At 69.4% G+C, this 20097-nt stretch carries 17 protein-coding genes; 7 read left to right on the forward strand and 10 right to left on the reverse strand.

Annotated features, from left to right (window positions below; genetic code table 11):
- Positions 1-59 precede the first annotated feature (59 nt).
- Entirely contained in the window at positions 60-734 is a 675-nt protein-coding gene (locus WS49_RS05595) for a response regulator (protein ID WP_059450182.1), read from the forward strand.
- Between the two features lie 127 nt (positions 735-861).
- Positions 862-2259, forward strand: coding sequence for a sensor histidine kinase (locus tag WS49_RS05600; RefSeq protein WP_059525698.1), 1398 nt, complete (start codon positions 862-864; stop codon positions 2257-2259).
- A gap of 81 nt (positions 2260-2340) precedes the next feature.
- On the opposite strand, the gene WS49_RS05605 is transcribed toward WS49_RS05600, so the two are convergent.
- The 8 genes from WS49_RS05605 to WS49_RS05640 all read right to left on the reverse strand — a co-directional run bounded on the left by WS49_RS05605 (position 2341) and on the right by WS49_RS05640 (position 10488).
- Positions 2341-3207, reverse strand: coding sequence for an MOSC domain-containing protein (locus WS49_RS05605; RefSeq protein WP_059525223.1), 867 nt, complete (start codon positions 3205-3207; stop codon positions 2341-2343).
- Between the two features lie 99 nt (positions 3208-3306).
- Positions 3307-4266: an ABC transporter substrate-binding protein gene (locus WS49_RS05610; protein WP_059525225.1), complete on the reverse strand. Its 960-nt coding sequence runs from the start codon at positions 4264-4266 to the stop codon at positions 3307-3309.
- Positions 4267-4304: 38 nt separating this feature from the next.
- Complete coding sequence (locus WS49_RS05615; RefSeq protein ID WP_059525227.1) at positions 4305-5486, reverse strand: c-type cytochrome; 1182 nt, start codon at positions 5484-5486, stop codon at positions 4305-4307.
- 50 nt (positions 5487-5536) lie between these two features.
- Positions 5537-6361 (reverse strand): ABC transporter ATP-binding protein, encoded by an 825-nt coding sequence (locus WS49_RS05620; RefSeq protein WP_059525229.1) that lies wholly within the window; start codon positions 6359-6361, stop codon positions 5537-5539.
- Positions 6355-7461, reverse strand: a complete 1107-nt coding sequence (locus WS49_RS05625; RefSeq protein WP_059525700.1) for an ABC transporter permease — start codon at positions 7459-7461, stop codon at positions 6355-6357. The genes WS49_RS05620 and WS49_RS05625 overlap by 7 nt, the downstream gene beginning before the upstream one ends.
- Before the next feature lie 4 nt (positions 7462-7465).
- A complete protein-coding gene (locus WS49_RS05630) occupies positions 7466-8500 on the reverse strand; it encodes an ABC transporter substrate-binding protein (RefSeq protein ID WP_059525231.1) in 1035 nt (344 codons plus the stop codon).
- 36 nt (positions 8501-8536) lie between these two features.
- Positions 8537-9382: a class II aldolase/adducin family protein gene (locus tag WS49_RS05635; RefSeq protein ID WP_059525233.1), complete on the reverse strand. Its 846-nt coding sequence runs from the start codon at positions 9380-9382 to the stop codon at positions 8537-8539.
- A gap of 20 nt (positions 9383-9402) precedes the next feature.
- Complete coding sequence (locus WS49_RS05640) at positions 9403-10488, reverse strand: LLM class flavin-dependent oxidoreductase (RefSeq protein ID WP_059525235.1); 1086 nt, start codon at positions 10486-10488, stop codon at positions 9403-9405.
- Positions 10489-10919: 431 nt separating this feature from the next.
- Between WS49_RS05640 and WS49_RS05645 the strand changes: the two genes are divergently transcribed.
- Positions 10920-12251 (forward strand): acyl-CoA dehydrogenase family protein, encoded by a 1332-nt coding sequence (locus WS49_RS05645; protein ID WP_059525237.1) that lies wholly within the window; start codon positions 10920-10922, stop codon positions 12249-12251.
- Between the two features lie 61 nt (positions 12252-12312).
- On the opposite strand, the gene WS49_RS05650 is transcribed toward WS49_RS05645, so the two are convergent.
- Positions 12313-13236 carry a LysR family transcriptional regulator gene (locus WS49_RS05650; protein WP_059525239.1) on the reverse strand — a complete coding sequence of 308 codons (924 nt, stop codon included), beginning with the start codon at positions 13234-13236 and terminating at the stop codon, positions 12313-12315.
- Between the two features lie 74 nt (positions 13237-13310).
- On the opposite strand from WS49_RS05650, the gene WS49_RS05655 reads away from it, so the two are divergent.
- Together WS49_RS05655 and WS49_RS05660 are read left to right on the forward strand one after the other, a co-directional pair.
- Complete coding sequence (locus WS49_RS05655; RefSeq protein WP_059525241.1) at positions 13311-13877, forward strand: cysteine dioxygenase; 567 nt, start codon at positions 13311-13313, stop codon at positions 13875-13877.
- Positions 13878-13976: 99 nt separating this feature from the next.
- Complete coding sequence (locus WS49_RS05660; RefSeq protein ID WP_059525243.1) at positions 13977-15602, forward strand: rhodanese-related sulfurtransferase; 1626 nt, start codon at positions 13977-13979, stop codon at positions 15600-15602.
- A gap of 99 nt (positions 15603-15701) precedes the next feature.
- Here WS49_RS05660 and WS49_RS05665 read toward each other — a convergent pair whose 3' ends face one another.
- Positions 15702-16847, reverse strand: coding sequence for a glycerophosphodiester phosphodiesterase (locus tag WS49_RS05665; RefSeq protein ID WP_059525245.1), 1146 nt, complete (start codon positions 16845-16847; stop codon positions 15702-15704).
- A 370-nt stretch (positions 16848-17217) separates the two neighbouring features.
- On the opposite strand from WS49_RS05665, the gene WS49_RS05670 reads away from it, so the two are divergent.
- Together WS49_RS05670 and WS49_RS05675 are read left to right on the forward strand one after the other, a co-directional pair.
- Positions 17218-18282, forward strand: a complete 1065-nt coding sequence (locus WS49_RS05670; RefSeq protein WP_059525247.1) for a phytoene/squalene synthase family protein — start codon at positions 17218-17220, stop codon at positions 18280-18282.
- 490 nt (positions 18283-18772) lie between these two features.
- Entirely contained in the window at positions 18773-19993 is a 1221-nt protein-coding gene (locus tag WS49_RS05675) for a porin (RefSeq protein WP_059525249.1), read from the forward strand.
- Positions 19994-20097 lie beyond the last annotated feature (104 nt).

The raw sequence follows: 20097 nt of genomic DNA on the forward strand, positions 1-20097 counted from the left end.
CCTGCTTTCATTTCGGTTCACAATAGCGTCCTTTGTGTCATGGATTTCCCGAGGTCCCCATGCGTGTGCTGCTCGTCGAAGACAACCCGAACCTGGCGCAGTCGCTGAACGACGCGCTGAGCGCCGCGCGTTTCGCGGTCGATCACATGGCGGACGGGGAGGCGGCGGATCACGTGCTGCGCACCCAGGACTACGCGCTGGTGATCCTCGATCTCGGGCTGCCGAAGCTCGACGGGCTCGAGGTGCTGCGACGGTTGCGCGCGCGCCGCAATCCGGTGCCGGTGCTGATCCTGACCGCGCACGGCTCGGTCGAGGACCGCGTGAAGGGGCTCGATCTCGGCGCCGACGACTATCTGGCGAAGCCGTTCGAACTGACCGAGCTGGAGGCGCGCGCCCGCGCGCTGATCCGGCGCAGCCTCGGTCACGAGCATTCGCGGGTCGAATGCGGGCCGCTTTCGTATGACAGTATCGATCGCAGCTTCCACCTCGCCGGCGAAGCGTTGCCGCTTACGCCGCGCGAGCGCTCGGTGCTGGAGGTGCTGATTCTGCGCAACGGGCGCGCGATCAACAAGGAGACGCTGTCGGAGAAGATCTTCGGGCTCGACGAATCGGTCAACGCGGACGCGATCGAGATCTACGTGTACCGGCTGCGCAAGAAGCTGGAAAACACCGGCGTCGCGATCGTCACGCTGCGGGGGCTCGGCTATCTGCTCGAAGCGAAGGCCGCCGGATGAACCAACCCCACGCTCGCCAGCCTTGCACGGGACCGGCGTATGCGCTGAAGCGCTATTCCGGATCGACACGTCCGCTGCCCGCCGAGGGGGCGCATGCCGCGCTTGGACCGGCCCGGTGGCAGACATGATGATTCGCCGTCCGAACCTGCGCACGCAAGTCGCGCTGTGGCTGCTGCTGCCGCTGCTCGGGCTGCTCGCGCTCGACTCGTGGCTCACGTACCAGCGCGCGATGAGCGCCGCGCACGTCGCGTTCGATCGCACGCTGTCGTCGTCGCTGAAGTCGATCCGCGAAGGCGTGCGGCTCAACAACGGTGAGATCGAGGTCGACCTGCCGTATCTCGCGCTCGAGATGTTCGAGTCGGGCGACGGCGGCAAGATCTACTACCTGATCCGCGAGGACAACGGTCACACGATCACCGGCTATCCGGACCTGCCGCTGCCGTCGGGCGACGGCGCGCTGTTCGTCACGCGCTACTACAACGTCGTCTATCGCGGCGAGCAGTTGCGCATGGCCGCGTTGCGCGTGCCGGTGCACGACGTGCCGACCGCGCAGACGCGCATCGTATGGGTGATGGTCGGCGAAACGATCGAGGGGCGCCAGGCGCTCGCGCGCGAAATCCTGATGGGCTCGCTGCTGCAGGAAGGCTTGCTCGTCGTGCTCGCACTCGGGATCGTGTGGCTCGGCGTCGGGCGCGGGCTGCGGCCGCTGAACCGGCTGTCCGCGAAGGTCGCCGCGCGTACCGACGGCGATCCGACGCCGCTCGACACCGGCGGCATGCCGAGCGAACTCGCGCCGCTGGTCGAGTCGATCAACCAGTACATCGGCCGCACGCAGCGGATGCAGGTCGCGCGGCGGCGCTTCTTCGCGGACGCGGCCCATCAGCTGAAGACGCCGCTCGCCGCCGTGCAGGCCGGCGTCGAACTGGCCTTGCGGCCGGACGAGCAACCGCGCGTGAACGTGCATTTGCGGCGCGTGAACGGTGCGGTACGGCAGGCCGCGAAGATCGTCCAGCAGCTGCTGTCGCTGTCGCGGCTCGATTCGGACAGCGGCCATGCGGTCGCGCACCAGCCGGTCGCGTTGCATCGGCTGGCGCGCAGCGTGACGCTCGACTGGTCGCCGGTGGCGCGGGCGCGCGACATCGATCTCGGCTTCGAGCACGAGGCCGACGTCGACGTGCACGGTCAGCCGGATCTGCTCGGCGAAATGATCGGCAACCTGATCGACAACGCGATCCGTTATTCGGGCGACCGTGCGGTGATCACGGTGCGCGTGTCGCGCGACGGCGAACATGCGCGGCTCGACGTGATCGACAACGGGCCGGGCATTCCGGCAGCCGAGCGGGACGCGGTGTTCGAGCGCTTCCATCGCGGCAGCAAGACGCAGACGGTCGAAGGCACGGGGCTCGGGCTGTCGATCGTGCGGGAGATCGCGCGCGTGCATCAAGGCAGCGTGACGCTGACCGATGCGGCGGGCGGCGGGCTGGTCGTGACGGTGATGCTGCCGACGGTTCCGGCGGCGCAGTAGAAGGCGGGCCGCGCTCGACGCAATCGCGGTGAATGGCGACGGCGAAAGCGATACGCCGTCGCGCCGTTTCGACCGATCCGCTCAGTCGCCGAACCCGATCTCCGCTTCGAGCGACTGCCCGACCTCGAGCCACGCGCCCGCGCCTTCGACGACGATCGCGTTGATGCCGAACGTCAGCGCGTCGTCGTAGTTCGGATGCGCGCGATAGGTTTGCATCGTGTCGGTCGGCTCGTGCGGCCATTCCGGGTTTGGCGCGCCGGTCACCTGGTCGATCGTCGGCATCGGGCAGCGCGTGCACAGCTTCACGAGGCGCAGCCGCACGGGCGTGTCGCCTTCGGCGTCGAGATGCTCGACGAAATCTTCTTCGTACGCATCGAGATCCGACACGACGATGTTCGGGCGGAAGCGGTTCATCGGAATTGCGGGCGCGCCTTTCGCGACGAGCTTCGCGTTCAGGTCGTCGAGCGACGACTGGCCGATCACGAGCAGCGGATAGCCGTCCGCGAACTGCGTGTGCGTGTCGATGTCGCCGGTCCATTTGCGGTTGCAGCCGCGGCGCGACTCGGCGCCGAAGCGCGCAAGCTTCAACGGCACGCCGAGGAATTCGGTGAGCCACGCGGCCGTCTCGGCGCCCGTGTCGATCGCGTCGACGGTGTCGCGCCAGACGGTCGCGGCCATCTTCGGTGTGGCGGGCGTCGCATCGCCGTCGAGCGGCGTGCGGATCTCGGGCATGCCCGGCGCGTTCAGCACGAGCGCATCGTGCTCGAGCGCGGTGCGGATCAGCGCGAGGCGCGGGTGCGTGCGCTGCGTGATCATCATCCCGTCCGGGGTGGTGATCAGCCAGTGGCGGTCGTACGCGAGGCCCGTTTCGAGCAGTTGCGCACGCGACAGCGCGATGCCGGCGCAGGATTTGATCGGATAGACGAAGAGTTCGGAGATGGCTGGCATGACGCTGGCTGAAGGCGGGATGGTCGAATCGCGATTGTGCCAGATCATGCGAAAGCCGTTTGGGCGGTTGCAGGCCATCACGCCGCGCCGCGCGTCGCGTCACGCCAGCGGAAAGCCGAGGTCGAAGGTCGTGCGCACGTCGAGCGGCTGGCGCAGCAGCCCGGCCTTCAGGTAGAAGTCGGCCGTGCGTTGCTGCCCGGCGATCACCGTTGCGTCGATCGGCTGCCAACGCGTGTTGCGGCGCTCGAACTGCAGCTTCGCGGCCGCCGGCGGGATGCCGACGATGCGCGCGAGCGCCGCCGAATACGCGTCGACGTGCCGGTACGACCAGGCCTGCGCGCGCACGACGCGTTGCAGGAAGTCGCGCAGCACGTCGCGCTTCGATGCGATCGCCGCGTCGGTCGCCGCGACGTAGCTGAGGCCCGACCACAGGCCGCGGCCGTTGACGAGCACGCGCGCGCGGCCGCTCGTTTCGGCGAGCGCGGTATAGGGTTCCCACGTCGCCCACGCATCGATCGAACCGGTTGCGAGCGCAAGCATCGTGTCGGCCGGCGGCAGGAAGCGGAACGATACGGCGTCGGGCGGCAGGCCTGCGGCGTCGAGCGCTTTCAGCGTGACGAAATGGCCGATCGAGCCGCGCGTGGTGCCGATGCGCTTGCCTTTCAGGTCGGCGGCGTCCTTCAGCGTCGCGTCGGGCCGCACGAGCACGGCGGTGCCGTACGGGTCGGAGCGGTTCGCGCCGATCACCTTGATGCGCGCGCCCGATGCGAGCGCGAAGATCACCGGTGCGTCGCCGATCGGTCCGCAGTCGACGGCCGCCGCGTTCAGCGCCTCGGCCAGCGGCGCGGCGGCCGGGAATTCGGTCCACGCGATGTCGTATGCGAGGCCGTTCAGTTCGCCGGCCGCTTCGAGCAGCGCGCGCAGCCCGCCTTTCTGGTCGCCGGCACGCAGCAGCGGTCGCGTGCCCGATTGCGCGTGCAACGCGGTCGGCGCGACGGCGAGGGTGGCGGCGGCGAGGGCGCTCGCTTGCGCGAGAAAGTGACGTCGGGTCGGATTCATTGTGAAGTTCGGTCGATCGGAGGAAACGGTTCAGGGATTCAATGCGGGAGCCCGGCCTGCACGTCGCGCACGGGTTCAGCGTCCGCACGCAGCAGCAGCGCGGTCAGCGGATCGACGTTCGCGCGGGCGGCGGACGGACGTGCGGTCGCATCCGAGCGGCACAACAAATCGTCGGCCGACCAGCCCGCGCTGCCCGGCAACGCGCGCGCGCGCAGCCAGCCGCGCCGGTCGGCGAGCAATTGCGTGCCGCCGAACGTCTCGGGCGGCACGCCGGCGATCGTCGCGAACGCTTGCCAGGCACCCGGCGTCGACGCGACGCAGTTCGCGCGCGGGCCGGTTGCGGTGGGCGCGGGCGTGTCGTCGGCGGTGACGAGCAGCGTCTGCCAGCGCGGATCCTCCGTCGGCAGCGCGCTGCCCGGCGCGAGCGCAACGATGCGCACGCGCTGGCCCTCGCGCCAGCGCTCGAGCGGTTGCGGCGCGGCGCTGCCGCAACGCACGTCGAGCGCGGGCAGCGGAACGGGCACCGGCCACGCACCTTCCGCGCGTGCGCCGCTGCCGGCCGACAGCGCCTTCAGGTAAGCAAGCACGGCCCACGTGTCGGCCGGGCCGAGCGTCGCGTCAAAGCCCGGCATCGACGCCGCGCCGCGCGCGTCGTGCATACCGTGTCGCACGCGCCAGTACAGTTCGCCGTCGAGCCGGCGGGCGAGCAGCGCGCCCGCGAAGGTCGGTGGCCAGTGCGCGAGCGTTGCCGCGAGCGGCCCTTCGCCGCGACCGTCCGCGCCGTGACATGCCGCGCAATGCCGCGCATACAGGTGCGCGCCGCGCGTCACGTCCGCGACGGAAAGCGGCACCGGATTGCGCTGGAAACTGGTCGGCACCGCGGGTGCGAGCCACAGCGATGCCGGCGGCCACGGCGCGAACCACGCGACGGCCAGTGCGGCGATCGCCGATGCCGCCCGCCACTTGCGCGAAACGAGCGCGATGCCGCCCAGCGCCACGGCGAACACGGTTGCCGCGCAAGCGAACGCAAGCTGTCGCGTGAGCCCGGCATCGATGCGCAGCGTTTCGAGCGCGATCCGGTGTGCCCAGGGCCACGCGGCCTGTCCGTCGGCGTCCCCGGTCAGGCCCGCCGCATGCAGCGCGCGGGCGAACGCGATCTGCGCGCGATACAGCAGTTGCAGGACCAGCAGCGCCCAGTCGGCGAACGGCGGTGCATTCATCGGCGCGGCCTTTGCCGTGCGCGGGCCATGCTGCCAGCGGCACTCGGCATCTACCAGCTCGCATCGAGTCCGAGATGCCGCAGCGCTTCGTGGCGCAGTTCGGCGAGACGCGGATCGCCGCGATGGCGTGGATAGGGCAGGTCGACGCGCAGTTCCGCGACGATCCGCGCGGGACGCGGGCCGAACACGATCATGCGCTGCGCGAGAAACAGCGCTTCCTCGACATCGTGCGTGACGAGCAGCGCGGAAAAGCCGTCGCGTTGCCACAGCGCGGTCAACTCGGCCTGCATCGTCAACCGCGTCAGCGAATCGAGCTTGCCGAGCGGCTCGTCGAGAATCAGCAGGCGCGGATCGTTGACGAGCGCGCGCGCCAGCGCGACACGCTGCGCCATCCCGCCCGACAACTGATGCGGAAACACGTTCGAGAATTCCTGCAGCCCGACGCGCGCGAGCGCATCGTCGACACGATGTTGCGCGGTGCGAGCCACGCCGCGCGCCTCGAGGCCGAGCGCGACGTTCGCGCGCACGCGGCGCCACGGGTAGAGCGTCGGATCCTGGAACACGACGATGCGCGACGGATCGGGCCGCTCGATCGGCACGCCGTCCTGCGCGATTCGGCCTTGTCGCGCGGCATCGAGGCCCGCGACGAGCCGCAGCAGCGTCGATTTTCCGCAGCCGCTCGGGCCGAGCAGCGCGACGAATTCGCCGGCCGCGACCGACAGCGTGACGTCGTCGAGCACCGGCAGCGGGCCGCCGGGGCCGTCGAACGCATGGCTCACGCGGCGGATGTCGATGCGCGCGCCGCGTGGCGCCGTGGCATCGGGCGTGGCGGGCGCCGCGGAGACGGACGATTCGAGAACGGCGGCGCTTACCATTTGACGGTTCCTTTCTGCCACGCGAGCACGCGGTCGCGCACCGCGAACAGCAGCGCGATCAGCCCGGAAAACAGCAGCGCCATCACGATCAGCGCCGCATACATGTTCACGTACGATGCCCAGCCCTGCGCCCAGCTCAGGTACCAGCCGAGCCCCGACTTGACGCCCATCATCTCGGCGACGACGAGCACCGTGAACGATGCGCTCAGCCCCATGAAGATGCCGACGAACACGTGCGGCAGCGCGGCGGGAATCGCGACGCGCAGCACCAGGAAGCGCGCGTTCGCGCCGAGCGTGCGCGCGACGTCGTAGTACTGCCGGTTCACGCTCGCGACGCCCGACCACGTCAGCACCGCGACCGGGAAGCCGGTCGACAGCGCGATCAGGAACGCGGCGGCCGAATAGCTCGTCGGGAAAAAGTAGAACGTGAGCGGCAGCAGCGCGGTGGCCGGCACGGGGCCGAGCACGCGCAGCACCGGATGCACCCAGTAGCCGATGCGGCGCGACCAGCCGATCGATACGCCGACCGCGAACCCGACCGCGACGCCGTACGCGAACCCGAGCGAAAGCAGCTTCAGCGTATTGCCGGCGCTGCCGGCGAGGCGCGGCCAGTCGTCGACATAGACCTCGATCAATGCCTGCGGCGGCGCGAAGAACGGCGTCGGCAGCCAGCCGGTTTTGGCCGTGACGATTTCCCACGCGGCAAGCACGAGCGGCAGTGCGACGAGCCACGGGCCGGCCGGGCGCACGCGGGCAAGCCGCGCGCGCGTGGACGGCACGCGATGGCCGAGCGTCGCGGCGACCAGCAGCAGCGCGGCGATCCCCCACGCGGCGATGCCGAACGTGTCGGTGTACGCCCAGTCGGTGAAACCGACGACGCGATTCGGCCACACGTCAGTCACGGCGCCGAGCGCGGCCCACGCGAGCGCCGCGACGACGCCGGTCGGCCAGGTACGCGCACGGCGGGCTTCGGCCGCGAGCGTCGCGTCGCAGGCCGTGCATGCTGCGCGGGACGTGGCAGGCGCGGCGGCGGTACCGCCGGTTGCGGTTGCGGATGCGGATGCGGTGCGCGCGGCGGCCGCGTGTTCGATCGTCGACATCGCGTCACCCCAGCACGTTCGCATAGACCTGCTGCGCGAAGCGCTGCGGGTCGGTGCTCTTCTTCAGCACGCTGATCCGGCGGAAATCGTCCGCGTAGAACGCGATTTCCTGCTGCAGATCGACGTTGGTCGGGTGGTGCGTGTAGGTCAGCGTCGCGTACAGCTTGCGCAGATCTTCCGGATTGATCTTCGGCGAATACTTCGCGAACGCCTTCGCGGCTTCGTTCGGGTTGTCGTGCGTGTAGTCGGTTGCCTGCACGATCGAGCGCGCGAGCGCGGCGGCGGCCGGCCGGTCGTTGCGCACGAGGTCGCCGCGCGCGCCGATCACGCAGCACACCTTGCGCGCGTATTCGCCGGACAGGTTCGTCGCAAGTTCCGTATACGCGCCGTTGCTGCGCTTTTCGAGCAGATAGAGATTCGGGTCGCCGTCGGCGATCGCCTGGATCTCGCCCTTGTCGACCGCGACGCCGAGCAGATCGGCCGGATACTGCCGCCACGTGATGTCGCGTTCGGGATCGATGCCGTTCTTCGCGAGCAGGATCGAGAAGAAGTGCTTGCCGGGCGCCGCGAGATCGCTGACGCCGACCGTCTTGCCCTTCAGCGCCTGCAGCGTCGTCACGCCGGCCGTTTTCGCGCCGAGCAGCCGCACGCAGCCGCCGTGCGAGCTGCCGATGATCTTCACGTCGAAGCCGGCTTCGAGCGGCTTCAGCCAGCGGTGAATCATCCCGACCGCCGCGTCGGCCTTGCCGGTCGCGATCGATTCGAGCAACTGGTCGGTTGATCCGCTGTAGTTGATCAGCTCGACCTTCAGCCCGTTCTTCTCGAAGAAGCCGTTTTCCTGCGCGACGACGATCGGCGTCAGGCAGAACGCGTTCTGGTTCCACGCGAACGTGAGCTTCTTCAGCGGCGGCGCGGACCATGCTTTGCGGCCGAGCGTGATCGCCGGCGCGGCGAGCGCGGCGGCGCCGGCCGCGCGCAGCAGCCGGCGGCGCTTGTCGTCATGGGCGCCGGTCGGCGCGGGTGCGGTGGGTTCGGTCATCGTGTGGTCTCCGGTTCCGGTCGTGCGGCAGGGCGCTCAGTCGAGCAGGTCGGGTTCGTCGGCGACGACGCGTGCGAACAGGCTGTCGAACGCGTGCAATGCGCCGTCGGGGCCGCCGATCTGGCCGTGCGTGTGTCGCGCGGTCGCGTGATCGATCGGTTGTGGCGTGCCGGCCGCTTCGGCCAGCAACTGCGTGTGCGCGGCGTTGTCGAGCGCGATGTACCACCACGCGGCGGCCTCGACCGTCGGGCCGGCCGTCAGGATGCCGTGGTTCTTCAGGATCACGCCCTTGTGCGTGGTGCCGTCGGGCTTCGCGAGCGCGTCCGCGATCCGCGCGCCTTCGCTCGTGTCGACGACCATGCCCGTGAAGTCGTCGAACAGCGCGTGATCCTCGTAGAACACGCACGCGTCCTGTGTCAGCGGATCGAGCGGGCGGCCGAGCGTCGACCACGCCTTGCCGTAGGTCGAATGCGTGTGCGCGGCGGCGACGATGTGCGGATGCGCGTCATGAATCGCCGCGTGGATCGCGAACGCGGCCTTGTTCAGCGGCCGGTTGCCGATCGCGGTTTCGCCGCGTGCGTTGACGAGCAGCAGGTCCGATACCTTGATCCGCGAGAAATGCACGCCGAGCGGATTCACCCAGAAGTGGTCGGGCAGTTCGGGGTCGCGCGCGGTGATGTGGCCGGCGAGGCCCGACGCGAACCCGAAGCGCGCGAACAGGCGGAACGCGGCCGCGAGCCGCTCCTGCCGGTGGCGGCGCTCGGCGGCGACGTCGACGCGCGGCGCGGGCGGATCGAACCAGAAATGCTGGCGCGGCGTGTCGGCGAGGACGAGGCCCGACGCGGTGCGCACGGGCGATGACGAAGCCAGGACGGCGGACATGGTCGGCGTCTCCCTTTGCGTCAGGCCGCGCGGCGCGCCGCGTCGCGTGCGGCGACGGCGCTGCGCACGCGCGGAATCAGTTCGCGACCGTAGTCGATCGCATCTTCGAGCGGATCGAAGCCGCGGATCAGGAACGTCGTCACGCCGAGGTCGTAGTAGTCGAGCAGCGCGTCGGCGACCTGTTCGGGCGTGCCGACCAGCGCGGTCGAATTCGAGCGTGCGCCGGTGAGCTTCGCGATCTCGGTCCACAGCCGCTTGTCGACGCGCGAGCCGCGTTCGGCCGCGGCGAGCAGGCGTCGCGCGCCTTCGCTCTGCTGCGGGCCGCCGCTGCCGAGGCCGGCCGCTTCGCGCAGCCGGCGCGTTTCGTCGAGGATCCGGTGCGCGCGCGCCCATGCTTCGTCCTCGGTCGCCGCGAGGATCGGCCGGAACGACACGGAGAAGCGCACCTGCCGGCCGTGCTTCGCGGCTTCGGCGCGCACGCGGGTCGTCAGGTCGCGCACCTGGTCGAGCGATTCGCCCCACAGCGCATAGACGTCCGCGTGCTTGCCGGCGACTTGCAGCGCCGCTTCCGAGGCGCCGCCGAAGTAGATCGGCACGTGCGGCTGCTGGAACGGCTTCACTTCCGAAAAGCCCTGCGTGAAGCGGTAGTGCGCGCCGTCGTGATCGAACGGCTGCGTTTCGGTCCAGATGCGGCGCAGGATGCCGAGATATTCGTCGGTGCGTGCGTAGCGTGCGTCGTGGTCGAGGAAGTCGCCGTCGCGTTGCTGCTCGCTGTCCGAGCCGCCGGAGATGAAGTGCACGGCGAGCCGGCCGCGGCTGAACTGATCGAGCGTCGCGATCTGCCGCGCGGCGAGCGTCGGCGCGGTGAAACCCGGCCGATGCGCGAGCATGAAGTGAATGCGCTCGGTCGCGGCGGCGGCGAACGCGATCGTCAGCGTCGCGGACGGGCCGGTCGAATGGTGCGGGACGAGGATCCGGTCGAAGCCGGCCGTTTCATGTGCGCGGGCGAAGTCGCGCACGTAGCCGGGGTCGACGACGGGGCCGGCAGGTGGATGGATTTCCGACTGCTTCTGGCTCTGGATCATGCCGATGAATTCGACGCTCATCTGGGTCTCCGATGCAAGGACGGCCCCACGCGGCCGGCAACGGACGGCGGGGGCGGGAATGGAGCGCAGATTACCGCCGGGATCATGCGGAACGGAAATAATCAATCCCGATTTGAATATCAGATTTGCATGGTTTGGCCGCGTGTGCGTTGCGCATACGCTGTGGGCTCGCGATGGCGTCGAAAGGGCCGTCGGGGGCGTGTCGGGCGAGGCTTTCGCGCTGGTCGGGAACCGGCTCGGGATGCGCGGCGCGGTGCGAATGCCGATGCGTGCGCACGCATTCGCGGCAAACGTCCGCGAACCGGCACGGCGCGCGAGTGCGCAACCGGGTGCCGCCGGCTTCACGCGCCGCCGCGCCATCCGCCGATGGATCTTCGCCATGAGCGCCGATCCGTTAGCCAGCTACCCAGTCACCGAGGGAATCCGTACCGATGTCCGCCAGCCTTGCCGCTTCCTCGCCGCTACCGCAGCAGTCGTCGCTGCGCCACCTGCCTGCCGACGATGCGCGCGTCGCGGCGCTGCTCGAGCGCCTCGCGCCCGAACTCGCCGCCGACGCCGCCCGTAACGACGTCGACGGCCGCTTCCCTCACGAGAACTTCGCGCGGCTGCATCGCGCCGGGCTGATCGCGCAGGTCGTGCCGCGCGAGCATGGCGGCGCGGGCGCGACGCTCGCGCAGGCGAGCCGCATCGTGGCCGCCGTCGCGCGCGCCGATCCCGCGACCGCGCTGGTGCTGACGATGACGTATCTGCAGCATCGCGCGCTCGGCCGTGCGGACAACCGCTGGCCCGCGCGCGTGCGGCGTGCGGTGTTCGACAGTGCGGTCGCCGAAGGCGCGCTGATCAACGCATTGCGTGTCGAACCGGCGCTCGGGTCGCCGTCGCGCGGCGGCCTGCCCGAAACGATCGCGCGTCGCGACGGCGACGGCTGGCGGCTGTCCGGCCACAAGCTGTACAGCACCGGCATTCCGGCGCTGCGCTGGCTCGCCGTGTGGGCACGCACCGACGAACCCGAGCCGCGTGTCGGCGTATTCCTCGTGCGGCGCGAGCGCGATGTGGAAGACGACGCAGGCATCTGCGTGATCGAAAGCTGGAATCACCTGGGCCTGCGCGCCTCGGGCAGCCACGAGGTCGTGTTCGACGACGTGCGGCTGCCCGCCGATCATGCGGTGGACGTGCGCGCGCCCGATGCGTGGGCCGTATCGGCCGCGAGCCATGCGGATGTCGACGCGCAGGCTGACCAACAGGCGTGGATGGTCGCGCTGCTCGGCAGCCTCTACGATGCGGTGGCGCGCGCGTCACGCGACTGGCTGCTCGCGTTTGCGACGACGCGCGCGCCGAGCGGGCTCGGGGCCCCGCTCGCGACGCTGCCGCGCATTCAGGAGGCCGTCGGCGAGATCGAAGGGTGGTTGCACACGAACCGCGTGCTGCTCGACGAGCACATTGCGCGCACCGATGCGGGTGACGCGCCGACGGTGACGACGAGCGGCCTCGTCAAGCGAACCGTGACGGAGCAGGCGATCCGCACGGTCGAGCACGCGTTGAAGCTGTCGGGCAATCACGGGCTGAGCCGCCACAATCCGCTCGAACGTCATTATCGCGACGTGCTGTGCAGCCGCGTGCATACGCCGCAGGACGATGCGATCGCGGTCGCCGCCGGGCGTGCGGCGCTCGACGCCGCGGCGCGAAGCGCGAACGCAACCGCGAACGCGGAGACGGGTGGGACATCGCGCGACGCACCGGCATCCGGTCGAAGCGATGCGTGAGCGGGACCGCACGACGGTCGGCGCAAACGGGACAGCGCGGTGCCGGCGTCGCCGGCCTCGGTCAAGCGGCCTCGTCGTGCGCGGCGGCATCCGCGGGCAGCGCCAATGCCGCGCGCGCATGCGCGCCCACGGCCGCGAGCGGCGCCTTGATGCGCGCGGCATCCTGCCGGTGCAGCAGCCACAGATCGATCTGCGGCTTGAAATCGGCGAGCGGCACGATCTCGACCGCGTCGCGCAGCGGGCTGCCTTCGACGAGCGGCAGCGGCATCAGCCCGATGCCGAAGCCGTTCGCGACGCTCTGCAATTGCAGGTCGCGTCCATACACGTCGAGCGTGACGGGCATCGGCAGCCCTTGCGCGTCGAGCGCGCGGCGCAGGCCCGCGCGAAAGCCGCAGCCGTCGGGATTGAGCACCCAGCCGCGCGCTTGGCAGTCGGCGAGCCGATAGCTGCGGCGCGGCCAGTCGCCCTTGCGGCCGACCGCGACGAGCCGGGTGGCCAGCAGCCGTTCGCCCTCGACGTGCGGCGGCAGCACCATTTCGCGGGCCAGAAACACCAGCGCCGCATCGAGTTCGCGGCGCGCGACGCGCTCGACGAGCATGCCGCCCCAGGCGGTCGTGACCTGCGTGGCGAGTGCGGGCCATTGCCCGGCGATCCGCGCGATCAGGCCGGGCAGCATCAGTTCGCCGAGGCCCTGCGTGAGGCCGACGCGGAATTCGCCGGCGGGCGGCCGCTGGCCGGCCGTCAGTTCGCGCAGCGCATCGACCTCGCGCAGGATCGCGCGGCACTGCTCGAACACCTGCAGGCCGATGTCGGTCGGACGCGGCGGTTTCGTGTTGCGGTCGAGCAGCGTCGCGCCGAGCGCTTCCTCGAGATTCTGCACGCGCCGCGTGATCGCCGGCTGCGTCATCCCGAGCTCGGCCGCGGCCTGGCTCAGCGTCTGGCAGCGGACGACCGCTGCAAAAGCGTCGATATCGCTAATTTTCATGTTTGTTCTGCATGGTATTTCGGGTGCATCATGACGATTCATCATATTCGGCATCATATTCGAGGAGGCAGCCGATGAGTACGCTTTCGTTGCATCAGACGCCGCTGCGTCCGTTCGTCGACGGGCTGGGCGCGCTGCTCGCGTCCGGCGCGAACGAGGCGCGCATTCTCGACGAGGGCGGCGCGCTGCTTGCCGCGCTCGTCGCGCACGACGACTGGCTGCCCGACGCATTCGCGCAGCCCGATCCCGAGCGCTACCGCCAGTACCTGCTGCATCTCGATCCCGACGAGCGGTTCTCCGTCGTCAGCTTCGTGTGGGGGCCCGGCCAGACGACGCCGATCCACAATCACACGGTGTGGGGGCTGATCGGCATGCTGCGCGGCGGCGAGTTTTCGCAGCCGTACCGGTTCGACGCGACCGGCAAGCCGGTGCCGTCGGGCGATGCGGTGCGGCTGCAGCCGGGCGACGTCGAGGCCGTGTCGCCGCATATCGGCGACGTGCATCGCGTGACCAACGCGTTCGCCGACCAGGTGTCGATCAGCATCCACGTGTACGGCGCGAACATCGGCAAGGTCGAGCGCGCGGTGTTCCTGGACGACGGCACCGTGAAGCCGTTCGTGTCCGGCTATTCGAACGTGTGACGCCGCAAGTCGCGGGCAACCCGTTGCAAGCGCACACGCCCGCAGCCCCGAGCTTCTTTGCTTTCTTCACCGACTTCAACAGAATCCGACAGAGACATCGTGACGCAATCCGTTGATTCCACTTCCCGTTTCCCCGTCGCGTCGTACCAGGACGTACGCGCACGCCTCCTGGCCCGCGACGAGCTCGCGCTGATCGACGTGCGCGAGGAAGATCCATACGCGCAGGGCCATCCGCTTTGGGCCGCGAATTTTCCGCTGTCGAAGCTCGAACTCGACGCGTGGACGCGCATTCCGCGCCGCGACACGCCGATCGTCGTGTTCGGCGAAGCCGACGGCGAGGATCTCGCGCCGCGCGCGGCCGCGAAGCTCGCGCAGCTCGGCTATACCGACGTGCGGTTGCTCGACGGCGGTCTCGCGGGCTGGCTCGCCGCGGGCGGCGAGCTGTTCATCGACGTGAACGTGCCGAGCAAGTCGTTCGGCGAATGGGTCGAGGCCGAGCGCCATACGCCGTCGCTGTCGGCGCAGGAAGTGCAGGCGCTGATCGACGAGAAGGCCGACGTCGTGATCGTCGACGCGCGCCGCTTCGACGAGTATCAGACGATGAACATCCCGACGTCGACGAGCGTGCCGGGGGCGGAACTCGTGCTGCGCGTGCGCGCGCTCGCGCCGAACCCCGCGACCCGGGTCGTGGTGAACTGCGCGGGCCGCACGCGCAGCATCATCGGCACGCAGTCGCTCGTGAACGCAGGGCTGCCGAATCCGGTCGCGGCACTGCGCAACGGCACGATCGGCTGGACGCTCGCGGGCCAGACGCTCGAGCACGGCGCCGCGCGACGCTTTCCCGACGACGTCGAACCCGCGCAGCGCGAGGAAGCCCGGCGCGCCGCGCGCGCGGTGGCCGAGCGCGCCGGCGTGCCGCGCATCGCGCTCGCGGACGTCGCCGCGCTCGACGAGCCGGGCCGCACGCTGTATCGCTTCGACGTGCGCACGCCGGAGGAATACGAGGCCGGCCATCTGCCAGGCTTCCTGGGCACGCCGGGCGGCCAGCTCGTCCAGGAGACCGATCATCACGCGGCCGTGCGCGGCGCGCGCATCGTGCTCGCCGACGACGACGGCGTGCGCGCGGACATGACCGCGTCGTGGCTCGCGCAGATGGGTTGGGACGTGCGCGTGATCGAGCCGGCCGGCACGGCGGCCTTCACCGAGCGCGGCCAGCCGCCGCGCGACGTGCCCGCGACGCCGCAGGTGGCCGAGGTGTCGCCCGCGACGCTCGCGGGCTGGCTGAAGGAGGCGGGGGCGGGCGAGATCGCGATCGTCGACGTGACGACCAGCGCGAACTACGTGAAGCGGCATATTCCCGGCGCGTGGTTCGTCGTGCGCGCGCGGTTGCGCGACGCGCTCGCCGCGATTCCGCCGGCGAAGCGCTATGTGTTCACGTGCGGATCGAGCCTGCTCGCGCGGTTCGCGGCGGACGACGCGCGCGCGTTGCTGCCGGCTTCCGCGGCGATCTCGGTGCTGACCGGCGGCACGGCCGCGTGGATCGACGCGGGGCTGCCGCTGGAGCACGGCGAGACGCATCTGGCGTCGCCGCGCGTCGACCGCTACCGGCGCCCGTATGAAGGCACGGACAACGCGGCCGCCGCGATGCAGGCGTATCTCGACTGGGAATACGGGCTGGTCGACCAACTGAAACGGGACGGCACGCACCACTTCCGCGTGATCTGAGCGCCGCGCGGCATCCGGTGTGCGGCACGCCTTGCGCCGCGCCCGGTTGCCGCGCGTTCAGCGGCGCATCGCATGCCGCATCCGACACGTTCGGTACGCTCACCGTTTGAACGTATCGACGGCCGTGCGGCCGACGGCCGGATCGTCGGTGAAGAAGCCGTCGATGCCCGCGCGCAGGTACGCCTGGATCTCGCGCACCGAGCCCGCTGTGTTGCGCGTGGCCGGCGTGCCGCCGTCCTTCAGCGACGCGGGCAGGAAGTTGTTCTCCGGACGGAACGTGTACGGATGCACGACGAGGCCGGCTTCGTGCGCGTAGCGCACGTACGGCGTCGGCTGCTGCAGCGTGCCGTCCGCGGCCACGGCGATGATCGACGTCTTGTACGGGCCGACACCGTTCGCATAGGACGCGATCTCGCGCATGCCGTCGCGCGTCGACAGGTCGCCGTAGGTGCGCTTGTCGTTCGCCATCACGAAGTCGTACGGACGCTGGCCGGCTTCGTCCATCAACTGCACGAGCTTCCAGTTCGGCTGGCTCGACTTGATCCGGTTGCGGATCGTCTTCAGGTTCGCGACCTCGAACGACTGGATGTAGACGGTCGCCGTGCGTGCCGTGTACGGATCCTTCAGCAGCGCATCGACGAGACGGTCCTCGAGCGGCAGGCCGACCGACTGGAAGTAGGTCGGGTGCTTGGTTTCCGGATACAGATGAATCGTGCGGCCGGTCTGCGCGGACATCTGTTTCGCGAGCGCGACGATCTCGTCGAAGGTCGGAATCTCGAACTGGTCGTTGTACGCGGTGTTCGCCGGGCGGACCTGCGGAATGCGCTCGCGGGCACGCAGCGTCTTCAACTCGGCGAGCGTGAAATCCTCGGTGAACCAGCCGGTCAGCTGCGCGCCGTCGATCGTCTTGGTCGCCTTGCGGCTCGCGAACTGCGGCAGCGTCGACACGTTCGTCGTGCCGGAGATTTCATTCTCGTGGCGCGCGACGAGCACGCCGTCGCGCGTCGAGACGAGGTCGGGCTCGATCACGTCCGCGCCGTCCTCGATCGCCTTGCGGTACGACGCGAGCGTGTGTTCGGGGCGCAGCGCGCTCGCGCCGCGATGGCCGACCACCTGGACCTTCGCGGAGATCGGCTGCGTCGGATCGGATGCCGACACGTCGTCGCCGCCGCAGGCGGCGAGCAGGAGGGCGGCGGCACAAGCGAACGGGATGCAGCGCAGGGCGGTCGGGCGCGTGAAGAGCATGTCGGTGAACCTTCGAAACGGAAGTCGGTGAAAGGGGCGTCGTTCCGGCGGCGCAGCCTGTCTCGGCGGGCCGCGCGGGATCGAACGGGACGCGATCGTCGCATCGAATAATTACATATGTATTACTCGCGCCTTTCTTTCGTGTTTCTGCGCAAGGTGAACGGGACGGCCGGATTGCGCGCCCGTGCGAGCGGTGCGATCCGGCCGTCGCCGGGAGCCGGCGCGCCGGATGCACTAAACTTGCGGGACTTTTGCATCGCCGCGCCGGGCCGACGCCCGCCCGCGCGACGATGCGGCGACTCGCGGGCCGGCGCGGGCGCCCGGCGCCCGTGTGCGTCCGGGGCCCGCGCCGGCCGATTTTTACCGACCCATGACGACTCATACCGATCCCGCCTACCTGCTCGGCGACCTGCTGAAGAACGTTTCCCGCTCCTTCTACCTGACGCTGCGCGTGCTGCCCGACGGCATGCGCGACCCGGTCGGCCTGGCCTACCTGCTCGCGCGCGCGGCCGACACGATCGCCGACACGGCGCTCGTCGCGCCCGATCGCCGCGCGGCGCTGCTGACCGACCTGCGCGACGAGGTCGAGCGGCTCGGCGACGGCGCGGCGCTGTCGCGTGCGCTGGAGGACGTGACGCGAATGCAGACGGATTCGCACGAGCACGTGCTGCTCGGCTCGATGCAGCCGATGCTCGCGCTGCTGCGCGCGCAGCCGGAGGCGGATCGCGCATCGATCCGCAAGGTCGTCGCGACGCTGACGTCGGGGATGGAGTTCGACCTGCGCACGTTCCCCGACGAACAGTCGGGAGAGGTCGCGTCGTTGCCGGACCGCGACATGCTCGATCGCTACACGTATCTGGTCGCCGGCTGCGTCGGCGAATTCTGGACCGACATGACCGGCGCGCACACGCGGGCCGCGCGCGGCTGGGACCTGGCGGACATGCGCGAGAAGGGCATTCGTTTCGGCAAGGCGCTGCAGATGACCAACATCCTGCGCGACTGCGCGAAGGACCTGCGGATCGGCCGCTGCTACCTGCCGGACGACGTGCTGGCCGCGCACCGCGTGGGCGTCGCCGACCTGATGTCGCCCGATGCGTCGGCGCGCGCGCGCGGCGTGCTGGTCGACCTGCTGCGCGTGGCGCTCGATCAGTATCGCGACGCGTGCCGGTACACGCTGGCGATTCCGCGCCGTTTCGTGCGTCTGCGGCTCGCGTGTCTGTGGCCGATCATGATCGGCCTCGAAACGCTCGAACGGCTGGCCGGCCATGACGCGTGGCTCGATCCGGCGAGGCCGGCGAAGGTGCCGCGCAAGCGGATCTACCGGATCATGGCGTCGTCGCTCGCGCTCGTCGGCTCGAACGCGGCGATCCGTGCGCGCATGAACGCGCTCGTCGATGCGGTGAACGCGCGGATCGAGCAACCGTCCGCGCGCTGATTCTCGCTGAACGATGCCGGCGCGACAGGCGCGGGCATCGCCCCTCGGCCCGCATTCGCCGGGCCGCTTCCGTCCGATTCTCCCCACACGCACTGAAACGTTTTCACGATTTCGCTTTCCGAAACGTGGGTGTCATGAATGTCAGCGATCCTGCGCGGCGGCGTTGAATCGTGGCAGCCGCCGCGGTCGCGCATTTGTAAGAAGGTTATTGCCGAAGGCGTCTGACGACATTGGACGGTCGCGATGCACCAGTAAAAATGTAAAGCTAGGGTTTTCACCGGGAAATGCCGGAAAGGCCCACCGCGTAAGCGTTTTCAGGTGTTATGTAACCGTTTGGTGAACCCCTGCGTTGCGTCGATCATACGATGACCGACTGCACATGTTGGGAAACGATTGGTAATCCGTCAGAATCGCACCGGCATGTACTCGCACATGTGTCAGTCATAAAACCACACCAGAAAAGAAATCATTCTTTGAGGACGGAGAATCAATGAAAAAGCGCGTCGCTTTCGCCATGACGGCAGTGGGTCTCGCAGCCGCTACCGCCGCCCACGCCCAGAGCAGCGTGACCCTGTACGGTATCGTCGACAACGCCATCGCCTGGCAGAACAACTCGTCGGCGGTCGGCGCGACCACGGGCGGTCACTCGAAGGTGCAGATGGCCACCGGCATTTGGGCAGGCAGCCGCTTCGGCCTGAAGGGCAGCGAAGATCTCGGCGGCGGCACGAAAGCGATTTTCCAGTTGGAAGCCGGCTTCAACGCGAACAACGGCTCGTCGCAATGGGCGAACGGCATCTTCACGCGTCAGGCGTGGGTGGGTCTGACCAACCCGACGTACGGTACGCTGACGGCCGGCCGCCAGTACACCGCGTACTACACGCTGCTGTCGCCGTATAGCCCGACGACCTGGCTGACCGGTTACTACGGCGCGCACCCGGGCGATATCGACTCGCTGGACACCAGCTACCGCGCGAACAACTCGCTCGTCTACATGTCGCCGAAGTTCTACGGCTTCACGGTCGGCGGTTCGTACTCGCTCGGCGGCGTGGCAGGCAGCTTCAACCGCGGCTCGACCTGGAGCGCGGCGATCCAGTACCTGAACGGCCCGGCAGGCATCGCGGTCGGCTATCAGCGCATCAACAACGCGACGCTCGGCGGCGGCGTGTGGGGCGCGAACTCGACCGCGCAAAACGGTCTGGATTCGAACGGCAACGGTGCCGAGCAGGCCGTGTCGTCGATCAACGGCGGCTACAAGACGGCACAGTCGCAGCAACGTGTCGCCGTGACGGCCGGTTACCAGTTCACGCCGGCGTGGGACATCTCGGTGTCGTACTCGAACGTCCAGTACATCCCGGGCAACCTGTCGGCATTCCACAATACGGCGATCTTCAACACGGCGGGCGCAGTGCTGCACTGGAAGGCAGCGCCGCAGTGGGACTTCGCGGCAGGCTACTCGTACACGCGTGCGACCCAATCGAACGGCGTCTCGAGCGCGGCCAAGTACCACCAGGTCACGCTGTCGCAGTACTACAGCCTGTCGAAGCGCACGGGCCTGTACGCGGTTGAAGCGTACCAGCACGCTAGCGGCAACACGATCAGCGGCCTGACCGGCGGCATCGTCAACGCAACGACGTCGATCGGCGACGGCGTGGGCGCGGGTTCGAAGCAGAACCAGATCGCTGCAGGCGTCGGCCTGATCCACCGCTTCTGATGTCGCGCGGCGCGCGAGCGCCGCTCACGGCATGCGGTATGAAAAAACCGGCCTTCGGGCCGGTTTTTTTTCGTGGGTGCGCGCCGCACGCGTGGCGCGGGTGC

This window comes from Burkholderia sp. RF7-non_BP4 (assembly GCF_001521935.1).
GTDB classification, from domain to species: Bacteria; Pseudomonadota; Gammaproteobacteria; order Burkholderiales; family Burkholderiaceae; genus Burkholderia; species Burkholderia diffusa.